The 16537-nt window shown below is 63.8% G+C and carries 15 protein-coding genes; 5 read left to right on the top strand and 10 right to left on the bottom strand.

What is annotated here, in order from left to right:
• Positions 1–46 precede the first annotated feature (46 nt).
• Both AC3WJR_RS03760 and AC3WJR_RS03755 read left to right on the top strand, forming a co-directional pair.
• Positions 47–1219: an acetyl-CoA C-acetyltransferase gene (locus AC3WJR_RS03760; RefSeq protein WP_492722405.1), complete on the top strand. Its 1173-nt coding sequence runs from the start codon at positions 47–49 to the stop codon at positions 1217–1219.
• Between the two features lie 171 nt (positions 1220–1390).
• Entirely contained in the window at positions 1391–4624 is a 3234-nt protein-coding gene (locus AC3WJR_RS03755; RefSeq protein ID WP_492722404.1) for a TonB-dependent receptor domain-containing protein, read from the top strand.
• A gap of 43 nt (positions 4625–4667) precedes the next feature.
• Here AC3WJR_RS03755 and AC3WJR_RS03750 read toward each other — a convergent pair whose 3' ends face one another.
• The 3 genes from AC3WJR_RS03750 to AC3WJR_RS03740 form a co-directional block, all read right to left on the bottom strand.
• On the bottom strand, positions 4668–5708 hold the full coding sequence (locus tag AC3WJR_RS03750; RefSeq protein WP_492722402.1) for an alanine racemase: 1041 nt from the start codon (positions 5706–5708) through the stop codon (positions 4668–4670).
• Between the two features lie 33 nt (positions 5709–5741).
• The gene (locus tag AC3WJR_RS03745; RefSeq protein ID WP_492722400.1) at positions 5742–7370 is read right to left on the bottom strand and encodes an MFS transporter; all 1629 of its coding nucleotides are present in this window, start codon (positions 7368–7370) and stop codon (positions 5742–5744) included.
• Between the two features lie 92 nt (positions 7371–7462).
• The gene (locus AC3WJR_RS03740) at positions 7463–7879 is read right to left on the bottom strand and encodes a hypothetical protein (RefSeq protein WP_492722399.1); all 417 of its coding nucleotides are present in this window, start codon (positions 7877–7879) and stop codon (positions 7463–7465) included.
• Between the two features lie 600 nt (positions 7880–8479).
• Here AC3WJR_RS03740 and AC3WJR_RS03735 point away from each other — a divergent pair.
• The 3 genes from AC3WJR_RS03735 to AC3WJR_RS03725 all read left to right on the top strand — a co-directional run bounded on the left by AC3WJR_RS03735 (position 8480) and on the right by AC3WJR_RS03725 (position 10767).
• Positions 8480–8938: a hypothetical protein gene (locus AC3WJR_RS03735; RefSeq protein WP_492722398.1), complete on the top strand. Its 459-nt coding sequence runs from the start codon at positions 8480–8482 to the stop codon at positions 8936–8938.
• A 99-nt stretch (positions 8939–9037) separates the two neighbouring features.
• On the top strand, positions 9038–10531 hold the full coding sequence (locus tag AC3WJR_RS03730; protein ID WP_492722397.1) for a DEAD/DEAH box helicase: 1494 nt from the start codon (positions 9038–9040) through the stop codon (positions 10529–10531).
• A gap of 11 nt (positions 10532–10542) precedes the next feature.
• Complete coding sequence (locus AC3WJR_RS03725; RefSeq protein WP_492722395.1) at positions 10543–10767, top strand: DUF1289 domain-containing protein; 225 nt, start codon at positions 10543–10545, stop codon at positions 10765–10767.
• 7 nt (positions 10768–10774) lie between these two features.
• On the opposite strand, the gene AC3WJR_RS03720 is transcribed toward AC3WJR_RS03725, so the two are convergent.
• The 7 genes from AC3WJR_RS03720 to coaD form a co-directional block, all read right to left on the bottom strand.
• Positions 10775–11398, bottom strand: a complete 624-nt coding sequence (locus AC3WJR_RS03720) for a glutathione S-transferase family protein (RefSeq protein ID WP_492722394.1) — start codon at positions 11396–11398, stop codon at positions 10775–10777.
• A 63-nt stretch (positions 11399–11461) separates the two neighbouring features.
• Positions 11462–12334, bottom strand: a complete 873-nt coding sequence (locus tag AC3WJR_RS03715; protein WP_492722393.1) for a dienelactone hydrolase family protein — start codon at positions 12332–12334, stop codon at positions 11462–11464.
• Between the two features lie 48 nt (positions 12335–12382).
• Positions 12383–13477, bottom strand: coding sequence for an MBL fold metallo-hydrolase (locus tag AC3WJR_RS03710; protein WP_492722391.1), 1095 nt, complete (start codon positions 13475–13477; stop codon positions 12383–12385).
• A 57-nt stretch (positions 13478–13534) separates the two neighbouring features.
• Positions 13535–14041, bottom strand: a complete 507-nt coding sequence (locus AC3WJR_RS03705; protein ID WP_492722388.1) for an EF-hand domain-containing protein — start codon at positions 14039–14041, stop codon at positions 13535–13537.
• A 2-nt stretch (positions 14042–14043) separates the two neighbouring features.
• Complete coding sequence (gene queA / locus AC3WJR_RS03700) at positions 14044–15078, bottom strand: tRNA preQ1(34) S-adenosylmethionine ribosyltransferase-isomerase QueA (protein ID WP_492722386.1); 1035 nt, start codon at positions 15076–15078, stop codon at positions 14044–14046.
• 47 nt (positions 15079–15125) lie between these two features.
• Positions 15126–15887, bottom strand: a complete 762-nt coding sequence (locus AC3WJR_RS03695; RefSeq protein WP_492722384.1) for a peptidylprolyl isomerase — start codon at positions 15885–15887, stop codon at positions 15126–15128.
• Positions 15888–16017: 130 nt separating this feature from the next.
• Positions 16018–16536 carry a pantetheine-phosphate adenylyltransferase gene (gene coaD / locus AC3WJR_RS03690; protein WP_492724143.1) on the bottom strand — a complete coding sequence of 173 codons (519 nt, stop codon included), beginning with the start codon at positions 16534–16536 and terminating at the stop codon, positions 16018–16020.
• Position 16537: the final 1 nt, after the last annotated feature.

Genomic DNA, 16537 nt, shown 5'->3' with positions numbered 1-16537 from the left:
CGTCGCTCGCCGTTTTTCGTGCGGCATTTTGAACCAGGAGCCCGCCATGCAGGACATCGTCATCACCGCCGCCAAGCGTACCCCCGTGGGCAGCTTTCTGGGCGCCTTTGCCGGCACGCCTGCGCATGAGCTTGGTCGCGTCGCGATCGAGGCCGCGCTGGCGCAGGCTGGCGTTGCCGGGGAAGAGGTTTCGGAAGTGATCCTCGGCCAGGTGCTGACCGCGGCGCAGGGACAGAACCCGGCGCGGCAAGCCTCGATGGCGGCGGGCATTCCCAAGGAGGTCCCGGCCTGGGGCGTCAACCAGGTGTGCGGTTCGGGGCTTCGCACGGTTGCACTGGCGGCGCAGGCGATCGCTTGTGGTGACGCAACGATCATCGTCGCGGGCGGACAGGAATCCATGTCGATGAGCGCGCATGCGCAGTCGATCCGTGGCGGGCAGAAGATGGGCGACCTCAGTCTGGTCGACACGATGGTCAAGGACGGCCTGACCGACGTCTTCAACGGCTATCACATGGGGATCACCGCAGAGAACCTTGCCGAGCAATATCAGATCACGCGCGGCGCTCAGGATGAATTCTCGGTTCGCTCGCAGAATCTGGCTGAGGCCGCGCGCGCGTCGGGCCGCTTCCGCGACGAGATCGCCCCCGTTACCATCAAGGGTCGCAAGGGCGACACGATCGTGTCGGACGACGAATACATCCGCGCGGGCGTGACGCTCGACAGCGTGTCCGGGGTGCGCCCGGCGTTCAAGAAGGACGGCACGGTTACCGCCGCGAATGCCTCGGGGCTTAATGACGGTGCCGCAGCGCTGGTCATCATGAGCCGCGCAGAAGCCGAGCGCCGTGGGTCACCGATCCTCGGACGAATCGCAAGCTGGGCATCGGCGGGCGTCGATCCGTCAGTGATGGGGATCGGCCCGGTCCCCGCAACGCGCCGTGCACTGGAAAAGGCGGGCTGGACCATGGCAGACCTCGATCTTATCGAAGCCAATGAAGCATTTGCTGCGCAGGCTCTGTCGGTCGGCAAGGAACTGGGCTGGGACGCCGATCGCGTCAACGTCAATGGCGGCGCAATCGCCATCGGGCATCCGATCGGCGCCTCGGGCGCACGCGTACTCACCACCTTGTTGTACGAAATGGCCAAGCGCGACGCGCATAAGGGCCTCGCAACGCTCTGTATTGGTGGGGGAATGGGCATCGCGATCTGTATCGAACGCTGACACTCTTTCCAACGTGACAAGATTGTCACAATCGGTTGCAAAAGTCCGTTAATACCCGGTTCATCGACCGGAACCCTCTTGCGAGATGGTTCCGGTCTGGTCTCTTTTGTCGTCACGGCCTGCTTGTACGCAGGATTGTAACGCGGAGAGTACCTAGCGAGATTACAAACCTTGCTCAGCGCTACGGCGCTGGCGACGAGCTTTGCCTTGGGCACCATTGCTGCTCCGGCAGCTTACGCACAATCAGCATCGGATCAAACGGCAGCACCTGGTGCAGTCACACAGCCTGCGATCGAAAGTCCGACATTCGCCGATGGGCAGACCGACCCTGCCGCTCCGGAAGAAAGCGCAGCCGAGATCGTCGTGACGGGCACGCGCCTCAATCGCCCCAACCTGTCGTCGTCAGTTCCGATCACGTCGGTGACCGCGTCCGAACTGCTCAACCGCGGCGGCGTCGCGATCGGCGATCTGGTCAACCAGCTGCCGCAGCTGCGCTCGTCGGTGAACCAGGCCAACTCGCAGAACGCGATCGGTCGCGCCGGCATCAGCGCGCTCGATCTGCGCGGGCTCGGCACCGCGCGGACGCTCGTGCTGCTCGACGGTCGGCGCATCGTGACTGCAACGCCGGGGATCAACCGGCCCGACGTCAACATCGTGCCGAATGACCTGCTCGAACGCCTTGACATCGTGACCGGCGGCAACTCGGCAATCTACGGCTCGGACGCGGTCGCGGGCGTCGCTAACTTCGTGCTCAAGCATGACTTCGAGGGCATCAAGGTCCGTGGCCAGTCGGGCATCTCGTCGCGCGGCGACCGCCCTTCGTATATCGGCGCGATCACCGCAGGGCATAACTTCGCCGAAGGTCGTGCCAATCTGACGATCTCGCTCGAATATGCCAATGCGGGCACCCTGCTGAACAGTGATCGCGACGAAACCACGGGCGCCTTCAGCGGTCGCAATCAGTTCCAGCCCGTCCAGAACACCGGCGCGAACCTCAACCCGTCGGCAGGCGCGCTTCGCCCGGCCGAACCCTCGACCGGGGACGGCATTCCCGACAGCGTGTTCATCCGCGGGGTTCGGAACGGCAACATTTCGGGAGGTGGCATGTTCGTCGCAACCTGCCCGAACGTGGCAGCGACCGGGGAGTCCGCGACCGCCTTCACCGCGCGCCGAGCCGCCGCGTGCTCGGGCCTTCCCAACCCAGCCTCCGCCAATCCGCTCGCGCAGTTCGGCACCGCTTATGCCTTCAACCCGGACGGCAGCCTGACGCCGAACAATTGCATCACCGACTTCCGCCCCTACGGATCGAGCAACTGCCAGGGTGGGCGCGGATCGACCTTGCTTGAGAACGGCTTCATAATTCCGGGGCTCGTGCGGCGGTCGGCGTACATCTCGGGTCACTTCCAGGTCACGCCCGCGTTCGACCCATATTTTGAAGCGCAATATTTCCGCGCGAACGCCAATCAGGAAGGCCAGCCGACCTTCTTCAACAACACATTCAGCATCAACAACCCGTTCCTGACCCCGCAAGCCCGCGCGCAACTGGTGTCGACGCTCGCCCCCGGCACGACGACTTTTACTGCGCAGCGCTTCAACACCGATTTCGGTGGTCGCGGCGAGGATCATCTGCGCGAGCAGACTCGCGCGATCGTCGGTGTCCGCGGCACGTTCAACGAAGACTGGAAGTATGACGTCTCGTTCAACTACGGCAATCTCTCTACCTTCTACCGCACTGCGGGCAATCTCAACCGGCAGAAGTACGCCAACTCGATTAACGCGGTGCGCAACGCCTCCGGGCAGATCGTGTGCGGGATCAACGCCGACGCCAGCACCGCCAACGACGATGCGGCGTGCGTTCCGGTCAACCTGTTCGGTGAGGGTCAGCCAAGCCGCGCGGCGATCGATTACTTCGGCTACACCTCCAGCCGCGTCCAGCGCGCCAATCTGTACGACGTGACCGGCTATGTCGCGGGCGACCTGTCGCAGCTTTTCTCGCTGCCGGGCGGTCCGATCGCCTTCGTGCTTGGTGGCGAGTATCGCAAGGAAACCGCATTCGCAGCGTATGACGCGTTCACCGCGGGGACGTCGGGGGTTGCCTGCCCGGCGGCTGGCTGCACCTTCCTCAACACGATCCCGGACTTCCGTCCGCCCAACCAGATCGTCAAGGAAGGGTTCGCCGAAGTCAGCGTCCCGTTGCTGAAGGAACTGCCGTTCGCCTATGAACTGTCGGTCGATGGCGCGGTCCGCGTGTCGAACTACAACATCGGCAACACGGGCACGGTGGTCGCGTACAACTTCAACGGGACGTACGCGCCAATACGCGACGTGCGCTTCCGCGCCGGCTACGCCCGCGCCATTCGCGCACCAACCCAGTCGGACCTGTACTCGCCGTTGACGCAGACCTTCCTCAACGGTCTGGTGGATCCTTGCGGGCAACAGAATATCAACAACAATCCGAACCGCGTCCGCAATTGCGCCGCTGCCGGCGTTCCGACGACGCAGACCTTCAACGGCGTGACGGAACCCTTCTCGAACCGCGCGGCGTCTGGCGTTTCCGGGGTCAACGGCAGCAACAGCGCACTGACCGCCGAGATCAGCGACAGCCTGACCGTCGGGGCATTGTTCCTGCCGCGGGCGGTTCCGGGGCTCACGCTGAGCGTCGATTACTATTACATCAAGATCAGCCAGGCGATCAACACGCTGACGCCGCAGACGATCATTAACCAATGCTATGACAGCCCGGGCGGGATCAACAATCCGTTCTGCGCCTCGATCTTCCGCAACCCGAACGGCACGTTCCGTGGTCAAAGCGACGTGACCAACAACGGCACCGTCATCACGCTGCCGACATCCGGCCCGTCCTTCGTCGCGGGACCGTTCAACTATGCCAAGAACACCAACTCGGGCATCGACATCGAAGCCGCCTACCGCGGACAGCTGTCATCCTCGGTCAACTTCGCGCTGCGCGCGATCGTGTCCAAGGCGCTGATGAAGGACAATTATACCGACATCAACGACCCCAACTTCATCATCCAGCAGCTCGGCAACCTGGGTGACCCGGAATGGCAGGGCATGCTATCGCTGAACGTCTCCAACAAGCTATTCAACTTCGGCTACCGCTTCCGCGGATATGACAAGACGACGATCCTTGCGTTCGAAACGCAGAATTCGGTGCAGGGTCGCCCGCCGACGAACCCCGATTCCTACTCGGTGGTACGCTATCCGCTGATTTCCTATTCGGATCTGCGGCTCGACATCACGCCCAAGTCGAAGTTCGGCTTCTACGTCGGGGTCGACAATCTGTTCGACCAGCTCGGGCCGTACGGCCTGATCGGCAACGAAGCCGCCACGCAATATGATGCGGTCGGCCGGTTCCTCTATGCCGGTGCCTCGTTCAAGTTCTGACCACGGCCAGTCGTTCCTGGGCCCCCTAAGGGGGGCCCTTTTTCTAGGACCAGATCCGGTCGAACCGCGCACCCAGCCCGGTCAGCAATTCATATTGCGACATGCCCGATTGCGCCGATGCCCCCGGCAAGGCGAAGTCGAGCGTCACCCAATCCCCCTCAGCCAGCGTCGGCAATGCATCGACCGAGATCGCTGTCAGATCCATCGAGACGCGTCCGAGGACCGGTAGCCGCGCACCGCCGACACTCGCGTGGCCGGAATTGGAAAAGCCACGCCAATATCCGTCCGCATAACCGATATTGAGGATCGCGACTTCGACCGCCTGGGTCGCGGTATAGCGGGCGTTGTATCCGATAGAGTCCCCCGCCGCGAGCAGGCGCCGCTGGAGGATCTGCGCTTGCGGCGTTACGACCTGTCGCACCACGCCTGCCAGTGCGTCCCGCGGAACCCCGCCGTAGAGAGCGAGGCCAGGCCGGGTCAGGTCGAACGCATACTCCGCACCCAGCACGATCCCGGCGGAGTTGGCCAAGCTCATCCGTCGCGCGCCGGTCATTCCGCGGAGGGCTTCCATCCGGTCACGCTGGATCGCATTGGCGACGACGTCTTCATCGGCACGGGCAAGATGGCTCATGATCGTGTCGATCGCGATACCCTTCAGCAGCCCTTGTGCGACATCCTCCGTCGACACGCCGAGCCGGTTCATCCCCGTATCGACCATCACGTCGCACGGTCCACCGCCGGCGGAACTCCAGCGCTGAACCTGATCGCACGTGCTGAGCACCGGGCGCGCGAACCCCTGCCCTGCCAGGGGCATGTCTTCGGCGCGCACACCGTGCAGCACGCTCAGGCCGATCGCGGGATCATTGACGAGATCGGCAATCGCCGCCGCCTCGTTCCAGTTCGCGACGAAGAAGTCCCGCGCGCCCGTTTGCGCAAGCCGCTCGACCACGCCCCTCGCGCCCAGCCCATAGCCATCCGCCTTGACCGCGGCGCCACATGCCGCGGGACCGCTCAGCCGATCGAGCGCGCGCCAATTGTCGCAGAGGGCATTGGTATCGAGCGAGAGGCGAAGCGGCGCAGTCATGCAAGCGCGGGTAGCCGTCCGCGTCGCGTTCGGCTAGCCCGCCTTCGACCGGGCGGGGCGTACGTCCTCTAGCCAGAGCGTCGTCACGACCAGCGCCATCGCCACCACAGCAAACGTGTACCACAGGCCCGCATAGGGGTTTCCTGTGCGCGCGACGATGTACTGGCTGATGAACGGCAGGAAGCCGCCGAAATAGCCGGTTCCGACATGATACGGGATCGACATCGAGCTGTAGCGAATCCGCGGCGGGAACATCTCCGCCAGCAACGCCGCGACGGGACCATAAGTGATTCCCGACAATGCGCTGAGCGCGAGGATTGCCACCAGGATCAGCGCGATGCTGCGCGCGCGCGGAACGACCGGGTCGAGATCATACCCCGCCGCGACCAATGCCGCGTCGAGACCCGCGCTGCTCCGGTCGGTCACCGGCGTCCCCCCGATGATGACGAGCGTAACCGGCGTGTGGGCCTTGGTGTACGGCACGCCCTTGCGGGACAGCGTGTCGAGCAACTGTCCACAGGCATCGGTTTGCCGCGCCGCGAACGGGTTGTAGGCACAGGATGGGCCGGACACGATCACCGGCGCATGGCGCGCCGCTGCGGCAAGCTGGGGATTTGCGGCGCTGCCGAGTACCCAGAAGATCGGGAACAGCAACGCCAGGGTGAGGGCATAACCGATGATGATCGGGTTCTTGCGCCCGAACCGATCCGACAACCGCCCGAATAGCACGAAGAACCCCAGACCGCCCAACGCACCCACGCCGACGATCAGCTGCGCCGTGGTTTCCTCCACGCGCATTGGCCCTTCCAGGAACGACAGGACGGTAAACATCGCAGTGTACCAGATCACCGTCAGACCCGCCGCGATCCCGAACAGGGCGACGGCGAGTCGCTTGAGGTTGCCGGGATAAGTAAAGCTTTCGACGAACGGGTTGCGCGCGGTGGTGCCGGCAGCCTTCATCTGTCGGAACACCGGGCTTTCCGACAGCTTCAGCCGCATAAACAACGATACCCCCAGCAACAGCAGGGAAAAGACGAACGGCACTCGCCAGCCCCATGCCGCCCATGCGGATGCACCCAAGATACCGCGCGTGGCCAACACCACCGCAAGGCTGAGAATGAACCCGCCCGCGACGCTTGCCTGAATGAAACTCGTGTAATAGCCGCTTTTGCCGGGCGGCGAATGCTCCGCGACGTAGATCGCCGCGCCACCATATTCGCCGCCAAGCGCGAGGCCCTGCAGGATCCGAAGACTGATAATGATCAAGGGGGCTGCAATGCCGATCGTCGCGGCGGACGGAACCATGCCGACCGCGGCGGTTGCCAGACCCATCATCGAGATCGTCACGAGGAACGTGTATTTCCGTCCCATCCGGTCCCCAAGAAACCCGAACAGGATCGCGCCCAACGGGCGAAACCCGAACCCGACCGCAAACCCTGCCCAGGCATACAAGGTCTGGAGCAATTCGCTTTGCGCGGGAAAGAACGTACGGCCAATGACGCCCGACGCCGCCAGCGTCCCGTATATGAAGAAATCATACCATTCGAAGATCGTGCCGAGCGATGACGCGGTGATGATCAACTGAATATCGCGACGGCTTGGCTGTGGAACGGTTGTCGAGGCGCTTGCTGCGTCCGCTTCGCCCATCAGGTTTGTCGCCATCTGTCCCCCCGCGCCGTCGCCATTCCAGGCCTTGGCACGACGATACGGGGTTTTTAGGTTGCGGCAAGCGCGGGCGTCCGTCTCTCCATCCATCACATCACGCGAATCGGTTTGTCGGCTCCTTTCCGAACGTGTCGAAACGGTACAGCCATGCGCAAACCGCCCGTTTTCGCTCGACGATCAGGGTAGGACCAAAATATATTATCCATCGTTTGCACTGCGGTTGCGAAGGCGTCCTCAGACTGTTGCGCCGCGGACAAACCGTGCACACGATTGCAGGATGCAGCAGGAATCATTCTCGCTCCCGGCGGGTCGAACGACGCCGCAATGGCCCTCTGAGGGCCTTGTCCCAATATTCCGATCGAGCGATCGGCCGGTTTGCAGAAGAGCGCTGGAACCTGCGGGACGCCGGCGTCGGCGTAGTCGGGCATGGCGTTACCCAGCGTCAAACTCGTCTGACACAAGCGAGAACCCAAAATAAACGACGATTTGTCGTACTTTTTGAGCATTCCAATCCGTCGCAACGCACTGCGGGAGATTGTGGAGGCAAATGCTCCCCCCGGCTTCGCTACGATCCTCGACGGATCCGGAGGGGACCGATCGACCGATACGTGCCGTTCGTTGATCGTCGCGTCAGGCAACCCCAACGCGTTTGGCTCGGGTCAGGCCGCACGCTTTCACGACATCTGTGCATTCGCAAAGTTAGCCGCACAAACAACCGCCAGTGCGCGGCAGTTATGCTGCATCGCAGCATGGTTTACCGAGCTTCTGTTCGGGATGGATCGTGAACAAATACTTGCATCACCCGTTAACCTTATTCACCATCACGTGGTGAACCCCAGGAAGAGGGCTTCGCATAGGAGCGATTTAGATGCGTATCGAGTGGACGGATGAGAGGCGGTTGACGCCAATGTCGAGCGGGCGGACCCTATCCGCTGGCCTCGGACTGCTCATCGCAAGCTTGATTTCCTTGTTGATGTGGGCAGTGATAGTGGGAGTGGCGATCGTCCTTTGATTGCCGCTAGGCGACGTTTGAGGGATTGAATCGGTCGTGAACACAAATCAGTTCAGCAACGGTTCAAACCCATAGGGTAACCCCCTCGGTACCCATGGCCAACGTCGTCCTCCCTTTCATCGCGATGCTAGCGCTTGCTCCTGTGGCGTCCGCCGACACAGTGTCGCTCGATCGGATTGAACTCGCGCAGGTGACGATCCACCAGCGCATCATCATCCGTATCCCACGAGTGCTTGGCGGTCATCCCATGCCACAGGCCATGCCAAATCGCGCTCTGCGTTGGGACGAGAAGCGCGGTCCGAAATGTGTGTCTGCCGACCTGCTCGAGGGTGCGGTCATCACTGGTGCGGACAGCGTCGACTTGATCATTGCCGATGGGAGCCGACTGCGCGCCGAACTCGACGATCATTGTCCTGCGCTCGACTTCTACTCCGGGCTTTACTTGAAGCAGACCAGCGACGGATTGATCTGCGCCGATCGCGACTCCATCCGTGCTCGCTCGGGCAGCATCTGCAAGATCGACCGGTTCAAACGTCTGGAAGCAAGACGTTAGCAGGAAAATCGCCCTTTATCTTGACAATCGACGCCCAATCCGCAAGCGCTTGACGCCGTCTACGGGTGCTCTCGCCCGGACGATCATTCCGGACACCGCATGACCTTTGCCGATCTCGGCCTTTCCGACGAACTCCAGCGCGCCGTCAACGAGTCCGGCTATACCGAGCCGACTCCGATCCAGGCGAGTGCGATCCCGTCGATCCTGATGGGCAAGGACCTCGTCGCCGTCGCACAGACGGGCACCGGCAAGACCGCCGCCTTCGTGCTGCCGATGATCGACATCCTCGGCGAGGGGCGTTCCCGTGCGCGCATGCCACGGACGCTGATCCTTGAGCCGACACGCGAACTCGCGGCGCAGGTCGCTGAGAACTTCGAGAAGTACGGCAAATATCACAAGCTTTCGATGGCGTTGCTGATTGGTGGCGTATCGATGGGTGATCAGACCGCCGCTCTGGAGAAAGGCGTGGACGTGCTGATCGCGACGCCGGGCCGGTTGATGGACCTGTTCGGACGCGGGAAGATCCTGCTGACTGGCTGTTCGATGCTTGTGATCGACGAGGCCGACCGGATGCTCGACATGGGGTTCATCCCCGACATCGAGGAAATCTGCACCAAGCTCCCCAAGACGCGGCAGACGCTGCTGTTCTCGGCGACGATGCCGCCGCCGATCAAGAAGCTTGCCGACAAGTTTCTCTTGAACCCGAAAACGATCGAAGTCGCGCGGCCCGCCACCGCGAACGTCAACATCAAGCAATGGCTGGTCAACGTGACCGCGGCAAAAAAACGCGACATGCTGATGAAGCTGCTGCGTTCGGAAGACGTGCAGACCGGGATCATCTTCTCGAACCGCAAGACCACGGTGCGCGAACTTAACAAGGCGCTGCAGCGCTCGGGGTTCGCCTCGAGCGAGATTCATGGCGACATGGAACAGTCGCAGCGCATCGCCGAACTCGACCGGTTCAAGAAGGGCGAGGTCAAGATCCTTGTCGCCTCCGACGTCGCGGCGCGCGGAATCGATATCAAGGGCGTCAGCCACGTCTTCAACTTCGATGCGCCGTGGCATCCGGACGACTATGTCCACCGCATTGGCCGCACTGGTCGCGCGGGAGCAACCGGTGTCGCCTTCACCTTCGCGACGCCGGATGACGCCGAAAACATCCAGAACATCGAAAAGCTGACCGGTCTCAAGATCGAACGCTACGCAAGCACGGAAGCGACTCCTGTCGAGGACGCGCCCCCCGTTGCCGACGCCAGCGAGGCCCCTGCCCCAAAGAAGCGGCGCACGCGCTCCAAGCCCAAGACCGAGTCAACGCCCGAAGTCGCGGTTGCCGAAGAGCCGGTGGACGAGATCGTGCCAATCGTCGAAGCGCCGCAACCGGCCGCTGCGCCGGTCGACGCACCCGAGGCCGAACGCTCCTCCGTTCCCGAACGCCCACGGCGTGAGCGCGAACCACGGCGCGGTCGGTCGCAGGATCGCGCGACACCGGTCGCGCAACCGCCCCAGCGTCCGGAAGCGGACGAGCCGTCCTTCGCCGACAGCGACTGGAACGGCCCGGTCCCGAACTTCCTGCTCGCGCGGTTGACCTACTGATCGCTCGGACCGTGACGGCGGCGCGTTCTCTTGTCCCTGCGCCGTCGATTACAAGTCCATGCGTATCATTGTGTCGGATCGACCCCACCGGCGCTCTGTGCATTGGATGCGCACGGACTCTTGCGGAGATTGCGGCCTGGTCGACCGCGACCCCCGAATGGCGGAACCAGGTGATGGATGCGCTTCCCGCACGCCTCGCAGCCTATCGAGAGCGCAACCCGGCCCCGCAGTCCTAGCGCGCTATCATGCGGCCTCTGTAGCCGCAGCGATCAGTGCGTCGTCGATTTCTGCAGCCCGCGCATACGCCGCGCGGCTTGTGACGCGGCTCGCGTAATCCTCGAACACCGCGTTCTTGGGGATCGAGCCGAACCGCATCCCCCACAGGATTTGTGATCCCGCGTACACGTCGACCGCACTGAAGGACTGGCCCGCAAAGTACGGGTTGACCGTAAGCGCCTTGGTCAACGTCTCGATCGTCAGGTCGAACGTTCCATACCCTGCCATGCGCTGCTGCTGCTCGTTCGGGACCACGCCAAGCGACTTGTTGGTAACCGCGTGTTCGACCGGTCCCGCCGCGAAGAACATCCACCGGTAATAGTCCGCGCGGTCGTCGAGCGACGGTGCCAGGCCTGCGCCGGGAAACGCATCCGCCAGATACGTGCAGATCGCCGCGCACTCCGTCACGATCCGTCCGTCGTGGACGATCGCGGGGACCTTCCCCATAGGGTTGATCCCGCGATACGGCTCGTGCTTCATCGTCGTGGCGTAATCGAGCACGACCGTTTCGTACGGCTGCCCGACTTCCTCGAGCATCCAGCGCACCATACGACCGCGCGACATCGGATTGGTATAGAACGTCAGCGACATTGTTTCTCTCCCGAATCGACCTGGAACGGGAGTAGAACGATGCGGTGCCCACGGTCAATGTGGTCAGAGCGTCCGCCCGAACAGCGCTAACATGCGACCCCATGCCCGGTCCGCCTGAGCCGCGTCGTACACGCGGCTGTCAGGCGGGCACCAGCCGTGCTTGGTGCCCGGATAGACTTCGATCTCGGCGGGCAACTTTGCCGAGGCAAAGGCAGCCTTCAGCGTATCCTTATCGGTCGGTGCGCGCTGATCGTCATTCTCCGCGATCGCAATCAGATACGCCGCCTTCATCTGCGGGATCAGCTTGTCGGGCGCATCGGGTTCGCTCCCGACCATGCCACCGCCGTGGAAGGTTGCGCCCGCCTTGATCCGGCCCGGCACGGCCGCGGCGGTCCGCATCACCATAGGTCCACCCATGCAATAGCCGCTCGACGCCATTCCGCGTTTGCGATCGACCTCCGGCTGCGCATCAACGAACGCGGTGAAGGCGATCGCATCGCGCATCGTCCCCGCCGGACTTAGCGCCTTGGTGAACGGCATGATCTTGGCACGGACCTCAGGCTGGTCGAACGATTCGCCGGGGGCCAGGAACGGCGACTTAGTCGAACGGTAGAATTGGTTGACGACCAGCACCGCATAACCCGACTGCGCCAGACGGTCCGCCATCTGCCGGAATGCCGGGCGCAAGCCCATGATGTCGGGCCAGATCAATACCGCAGGATGCTTGCCGGTTGCTGGCGCGACGAAATAGGCGTCCGCGCTGCCATCCGGCGTCTTGATCGCAACGTCGCGGCCCTTGATCGTGGCCGCATTCGCCGGCGCGGGCAGCAGCATCGCGAGACCCGCAGCGCCGCTCATCGCCCCGAACTGCCGTCGCGAGATGGCACCATTGCCGAGGAACGTGTCGTTATCGGCTGCGGTATGCTCATCGCACATAGGGCTCTCCTGTGATTCGCACGGTGGCGTTGCGGAGAGGCTAGCGTGTCACCGCGCGCGATACCACCAGACGCCGTCCATGATTTCACGCTCGGCCCGCCCCTCGACTTCGAGCCGCCGCAAATGCGCGAGCGCCTCCCCCGTCGCCATACCGAGGACATCGGGGCCGATCGCGCGCCGGAACAACCGACCGAAGCAATCGACCGCGCGCCGCGGTTCGGACAGGAACACGTGCAGTTCGTCGAGCCGCTCGCGGTGTTCGCGGTCCATCGCATCAAGCCGACGGTCCAGCCCGGTGAACGGGTCGCCGTGCCCCGGCAGCACGAGCACATCGCCGGGCAGTTGCTTCAACCGCGCGATCGACGCGAACCATTCCCCGAGCGGGTCGGCCTCGGGCTCGGTCACGCCAAGCGATACGTTGGGACTGATGCGGGGCAGCACCTGATCACCGGCGATCAGCACCTTGCCGATTGGGTCGTAGAGGCATGCATGTTCCGGACTATGCCCGGACCCGACGACCACGCGCCATGCGACTCCCCCGATCGTCAACGTGTCGTCGTGCGCGATCCGCGTGAAGCCGAGCGGCAACGGCGTGACGATACGCTGGAACCCGGCCCAGCCACGCGTCTCGGCATGCGCGACCTGCGCGTCGTCCCACCCTGCCCCGCGCCAGAACGCGACCATTTCGCCGGGGACGGCTTCGCGGGCATCCGCGATCAACATCCGGGCCGTGAGCCACTCGCCCCGCGTCATGACGAGCGGCGCAGCGTGGCGATCACACATCCAGCCGGCCAGTCCGATATGATCGGGATGGAAATGCGTTCCGATCATCCGGGTCACCCGCACGCCGGCAAGATCGCTGCGCCACAGCGCCTTCCACGCATCACGCGCGGCGTCGGTGTTCATCCCGGTATCGATCATCGCGACACCGTCACCGCGTGCATCGCTATCGTCGAGCAACCAGCAGTTGACGTGCCGCAATGGCCCCGGAACGTGCAGCCGGACCCAGCGGACACCGGGTGCGACCGGCATCGCGGTTCCCGCTTCCGGCTCGATCCCGCCAAACGGATATACCAACCCCTTGTGCGTGGTCGGCTTATGTTCCTGCACAGGGCGGACGAGCGCGTCGGAGACTTGAGACATCGGTTGCAACTAGCAACGCGTTGCGCCGCAAGTCACGCGATATGTGCGGCGGTCACCTCACCGCGCGCCGCGACGCCCGCGCTTGCCGGTTTCGACGGGACGCAGGCCGCTGCGAATCGACAGGACTTCGGCGCGCGTCACCACGCCGTTCCGATCGACATCGTACCGGTCGAACAGCCGGCCGAACTCCGCCTGCAACTCGTCCGGGGTGATCCTGTCGTCCTGATTGGTGTCGACGCCGAACGGGCTCGGCAGGGCATTGCGATCACCAAGCCATAACAAAGCCCAGTCGGCATATCCGATATAACCGATCGACCCGCTGTTGGCGGTGTCGATCCGTGCAAAGCTTCGCGTGACGCACGCGGTCAGTTCGGCGCGCGTGGTGCGGCCGTCCGCATCCTGATCGCATGCCGCGATAAATACCGCTGCGGGTTCGGCGACGATCGTCGCGGTCGGTTGCGCAGGTGCGGATGGGGTGACGGCGGCGGGGGGCGGCGTCTGCGCCGTAACCGTTGCACCGACGGGCGCGGCGATCATCAGGGTGGCAGCCAGGAAAGCGCGCATCGTTACCCTTTCGACGGAAGCAGCAGGCTAGCATCACCATAGCTGTAGAAGCGATAGCCCTCGCGGATCGCATGGTCGTAGGCGCCTTGCATCCGGTCAGTGCCCATCAGCGCGGAAACGAGCATGAACAGCGTCGAGCGCGGTAGATGAAAGTTGGTCATCAGCCCGTCGATCCCGCGGAAGCGATAGCCCGGCGTTATGAAGATCGACGTATCACCCTCGAACGGGCGGATCATGTCAGCCTCATCGGTCGCGCTTTCGATCAGCCGCAGACTGGTCGTACCAACCGCAATGACGCGTCCGCCATTCGCGCGCACCGCATTGAGCCGATCCGCCGTCGCTGCGTCGATCCGGCCCCATTCGGCGTGCATCTTGTGCTCGGTCGTGTCGTCCGCCTTGACCGGAAGGAACGTGCCCGCCCCGACGTGGAGCGTCAGCATCGCATGGTCGATGCCCGCCGCGCCGAGCCGCGCCAGCAAGTCCGACGTGAAGTGCAGCGCCGCAGTAGGGGCCGCAACGGCGCCTTTCTCCGCGGCGAACATCGTCTGGTAATCGTCCTGGTCCTGCGCATCGGCCGGGCGGCGCGCCGCGATGTACGGCGGCAACGGCATCCGCCCCGCGCGTTCCAACAGCAGCTCGACCGGCTCGTCCCCTTCGAAATCGAGGGCAAAGCTGCCGTCCTCGCCGCGGTCGCGCGCGATCGCGACGACGCCTGCACCAAAGTCGATCGCATCGTCCTGCTTCAGTCGCCGCGCATTGCGGATGAACGCGCGCCAACGGCGCGGCCCCTCGCGCTTGTGAAGCGTCGCACCGATCTTCGAATCGCCACGCCGCCCTTCCAGCTGCGCCGGGATCACACGCGTGTCGTTGAAGACGAGCAGATCGCCTGCCCGCAATGTGGTCGGGAGATCCGCAACCGACCGGTCGCGCGTCTCCGCGCCGTCCAGCACCAGCATCCGCGCGGAGTCGCGTGGCACAGCAGGGCGCAGCGCGATCCGCTCCGGCGGTAGCGCGAAATCGAACAGGTCGACCTTCATGACGTTCCTCTACCGCGCCCCTCTACCGTGTCGTAACGGCTGGCGGATTATGCCGCCTTCTTGCGGGGTGCAGGCGACGCCGCGGGACGGGGCTTCGCCTTGGGCGCGAGCTTCAGGACCGGTGCAGTGGTCGGAAGCGCGACCGGTGCAGGCGGTGCGGGGACATAAGCGGGGGGATTGTCCGTGCCGAGATAGGCGTGGAGAATCCGCGACGGTGCCGTTGGCGGCTCGCCGCGCGCGACCTGATCGACATATTCCATGCCGGAGATGACGCGGCCGAACACGGTGTACTTCTTGTCGAGCTTCATCGTCGGATTGAACACGATGAAGAACTGGCTGTTGGCGCTGTTCTCGGCCTTGGTCACTGCCTCGACGGTCGCGCCTTCGGGGGCACCCTCGCGCGCGGCCGAAACCGCGCCGCGCACGTGCGGCAGCCAGTTGAACTCGGCGTCAACGTTCGGCAGCGTCGAGCCGCCGGTACCGTCACCCTTGGGGTCGCCGGTCTGCGCCATGAAGCCTTCGATCACGCGGTGGAACAGCAGGCCGTCATAGAAATGCTGGCTGGTCAGCAGCTTTACCCGTTCGACCATCTTGGGGGCGGCATCCGGACGCAACCAGATGACGACACGGCCACCGGTCGACAGGTCGAGATACCACAGGTTCGCGGGGTCGGTGACCGACGGCACAGCCGGGCGGTTGGCGGTCGACACCTTGGCGTCCTGGACCTCGACCTTGTCTTTCTTTGCGGCGAAAGCGGGGCCGGAAACCAGTGCCAGGATGAAGGCAAGAAGGGTGGCTACGAAACGCATCAGGTCCCCGCGAAAATCTCGATGAATGGTCGCTTAGACCAAGTCGTCGCTTGCGCCAACGTGAACGTCACCGCCAGCGTGTTGCGGCAGATGCCGTGCGAAAGCGACCACATTAGGGCCGTGGCGGAAATCAGGCCCGCTGGCGATGCGCTTCGCCCTTGCGACCGATGCGATCGACCCGTTCGGCGACCTCCGCGGCGACGGTCGCGGTGACGAAACGGTCGATCGGCCCGCCGTAGAGCGCGATTTCCTTGACCAGTCGGCTGGCGATCGGTTGGAGCGAAACGTCCGCCATCAGGAATACGGTCTCAACGCGCGGATTGATCTGCTGATTCATCCCCGCCATTTGATACTCATATTCAAAATCGGCGACCGCCCGAAGTCCGCGGACGATGACCTTGGCGCCTTCGCGCTCGGCGAAATCCATCAGCAGCGAATCGAAGCTGACGACGTGAATCTCACCCGCGACGCCTTCGACCTCGCGCTGGACCATCGCCATCCGCTCGTCGATCGTGAACATCGGCGACTTGGACGGGTTGGTCGTAACCCCGATCACCAGCCGGTCGACCAGCTTCGCGCCGCGCCGGATGATGTCCATGTGTCCCAGCGTGACCGGATCGAAGGTGCCGGGATAGACCCCCGTGCGGATC

It is taken from the genome of Sphingomonas sp. FW306-05-A (assembly GCF_058782275.1).
The sequence above is the reverse complement of the archived record's forward strand: the minus strand, read 5'-3'. Positions and strand labels throughout refer to the sequence as shown.

Excerpts from the sequence above, each read along its gene's own strand:
- AC3WJR_RS03735 (WP_492722398.1), top strand. The coding sequence starts at position 8,480 with ATGGCCAACGTCGTCCTCCCTTTCATCGCGATGCTAGCGCTTGCTCCT.
- AC3WJR_RS03760 (WP_492722405.1), top strand. The coding sequence starts at position 47 with ATGCAGGACATCGTCATCACCGCCGCCAAGCGTACCCCCGTGGGCAGC.
- AC3WJR_RS03695 (WP_492722384.1), bottom strand. The coding sequence starts at position 15,887 with ATGCGTTTCGTAGCCACCCTTCTTGCCTTCATCCTGGCACTGGTTTCC.
- queA (WP_492722386.1), bottom strand. The coding sequence starts at position 15,078 with ATGAAGGTCGACCTGTTCGATTTCGCGCTACCGCCGGAGCGGATCGCG.
- AC3WJR_RS03720 (WP_492722394.1), bottom strand. The coding sequence starts at position 11,398 with ATGTCGCTGACGTTCTATACCAATCCGATGTCGCGCGGTCGTATGGTG.
- AC3WJR_RS03750 (WP_492722402.1), bottom strand. The coding sequence starts at position 5,708 with ATGACTGCGCCGCTTCGCCTCTCGCTCGATACCAATGCCCTCTGCGAC.
- AC3WJR_RS03745 (WP_492722400.1), bottom strand. The coding sequence starts at position 7,370 with ATGGCGACAAACCTGATGGGCGAAGCGGACGCAGCAAGCGCCTCGACA.
- AC3WJR_RS03730 (WP_492722397.1), top strand. The coding sequence starts at position 9,038 with ATGACCTTTGCCGATCTCGGCCTTTCCGACGAACTCCAGCGCGCCGTC.
- AC3WJR_RS03710 (WP_492722391.1), bottom strand. The coding sequence starts at position 13,477 with ATGTCTCAAGTCTCCGACGCGCTCGTCCGCCCTGTGCAGGAACATAAG.
- AC3WJR_RS03740 (WP_492722399.1), bottom strand. The coding sequence starts at position 7,879 with ATGCTCAAAAAGTACGACAAATCGTCGTTTATTTTGGGTTCTCGCTTG.
- AC3WJR_RS03705 (WP_492722388.1), bottom strand. The coding sequence starts at position 14,041 with ATGCGCGCTTTCCTGGCTGCCACCCTGATGATCGCCGCGCCCGTCGGT.
- AC3WJR_RS03715 (WP_492722393.1), bottom strand. The coding sequence starts at position 12,334 with ATGTGCGATGAGCATACCGCAGCCGATAACGACACGTTCCTCGGCAAT.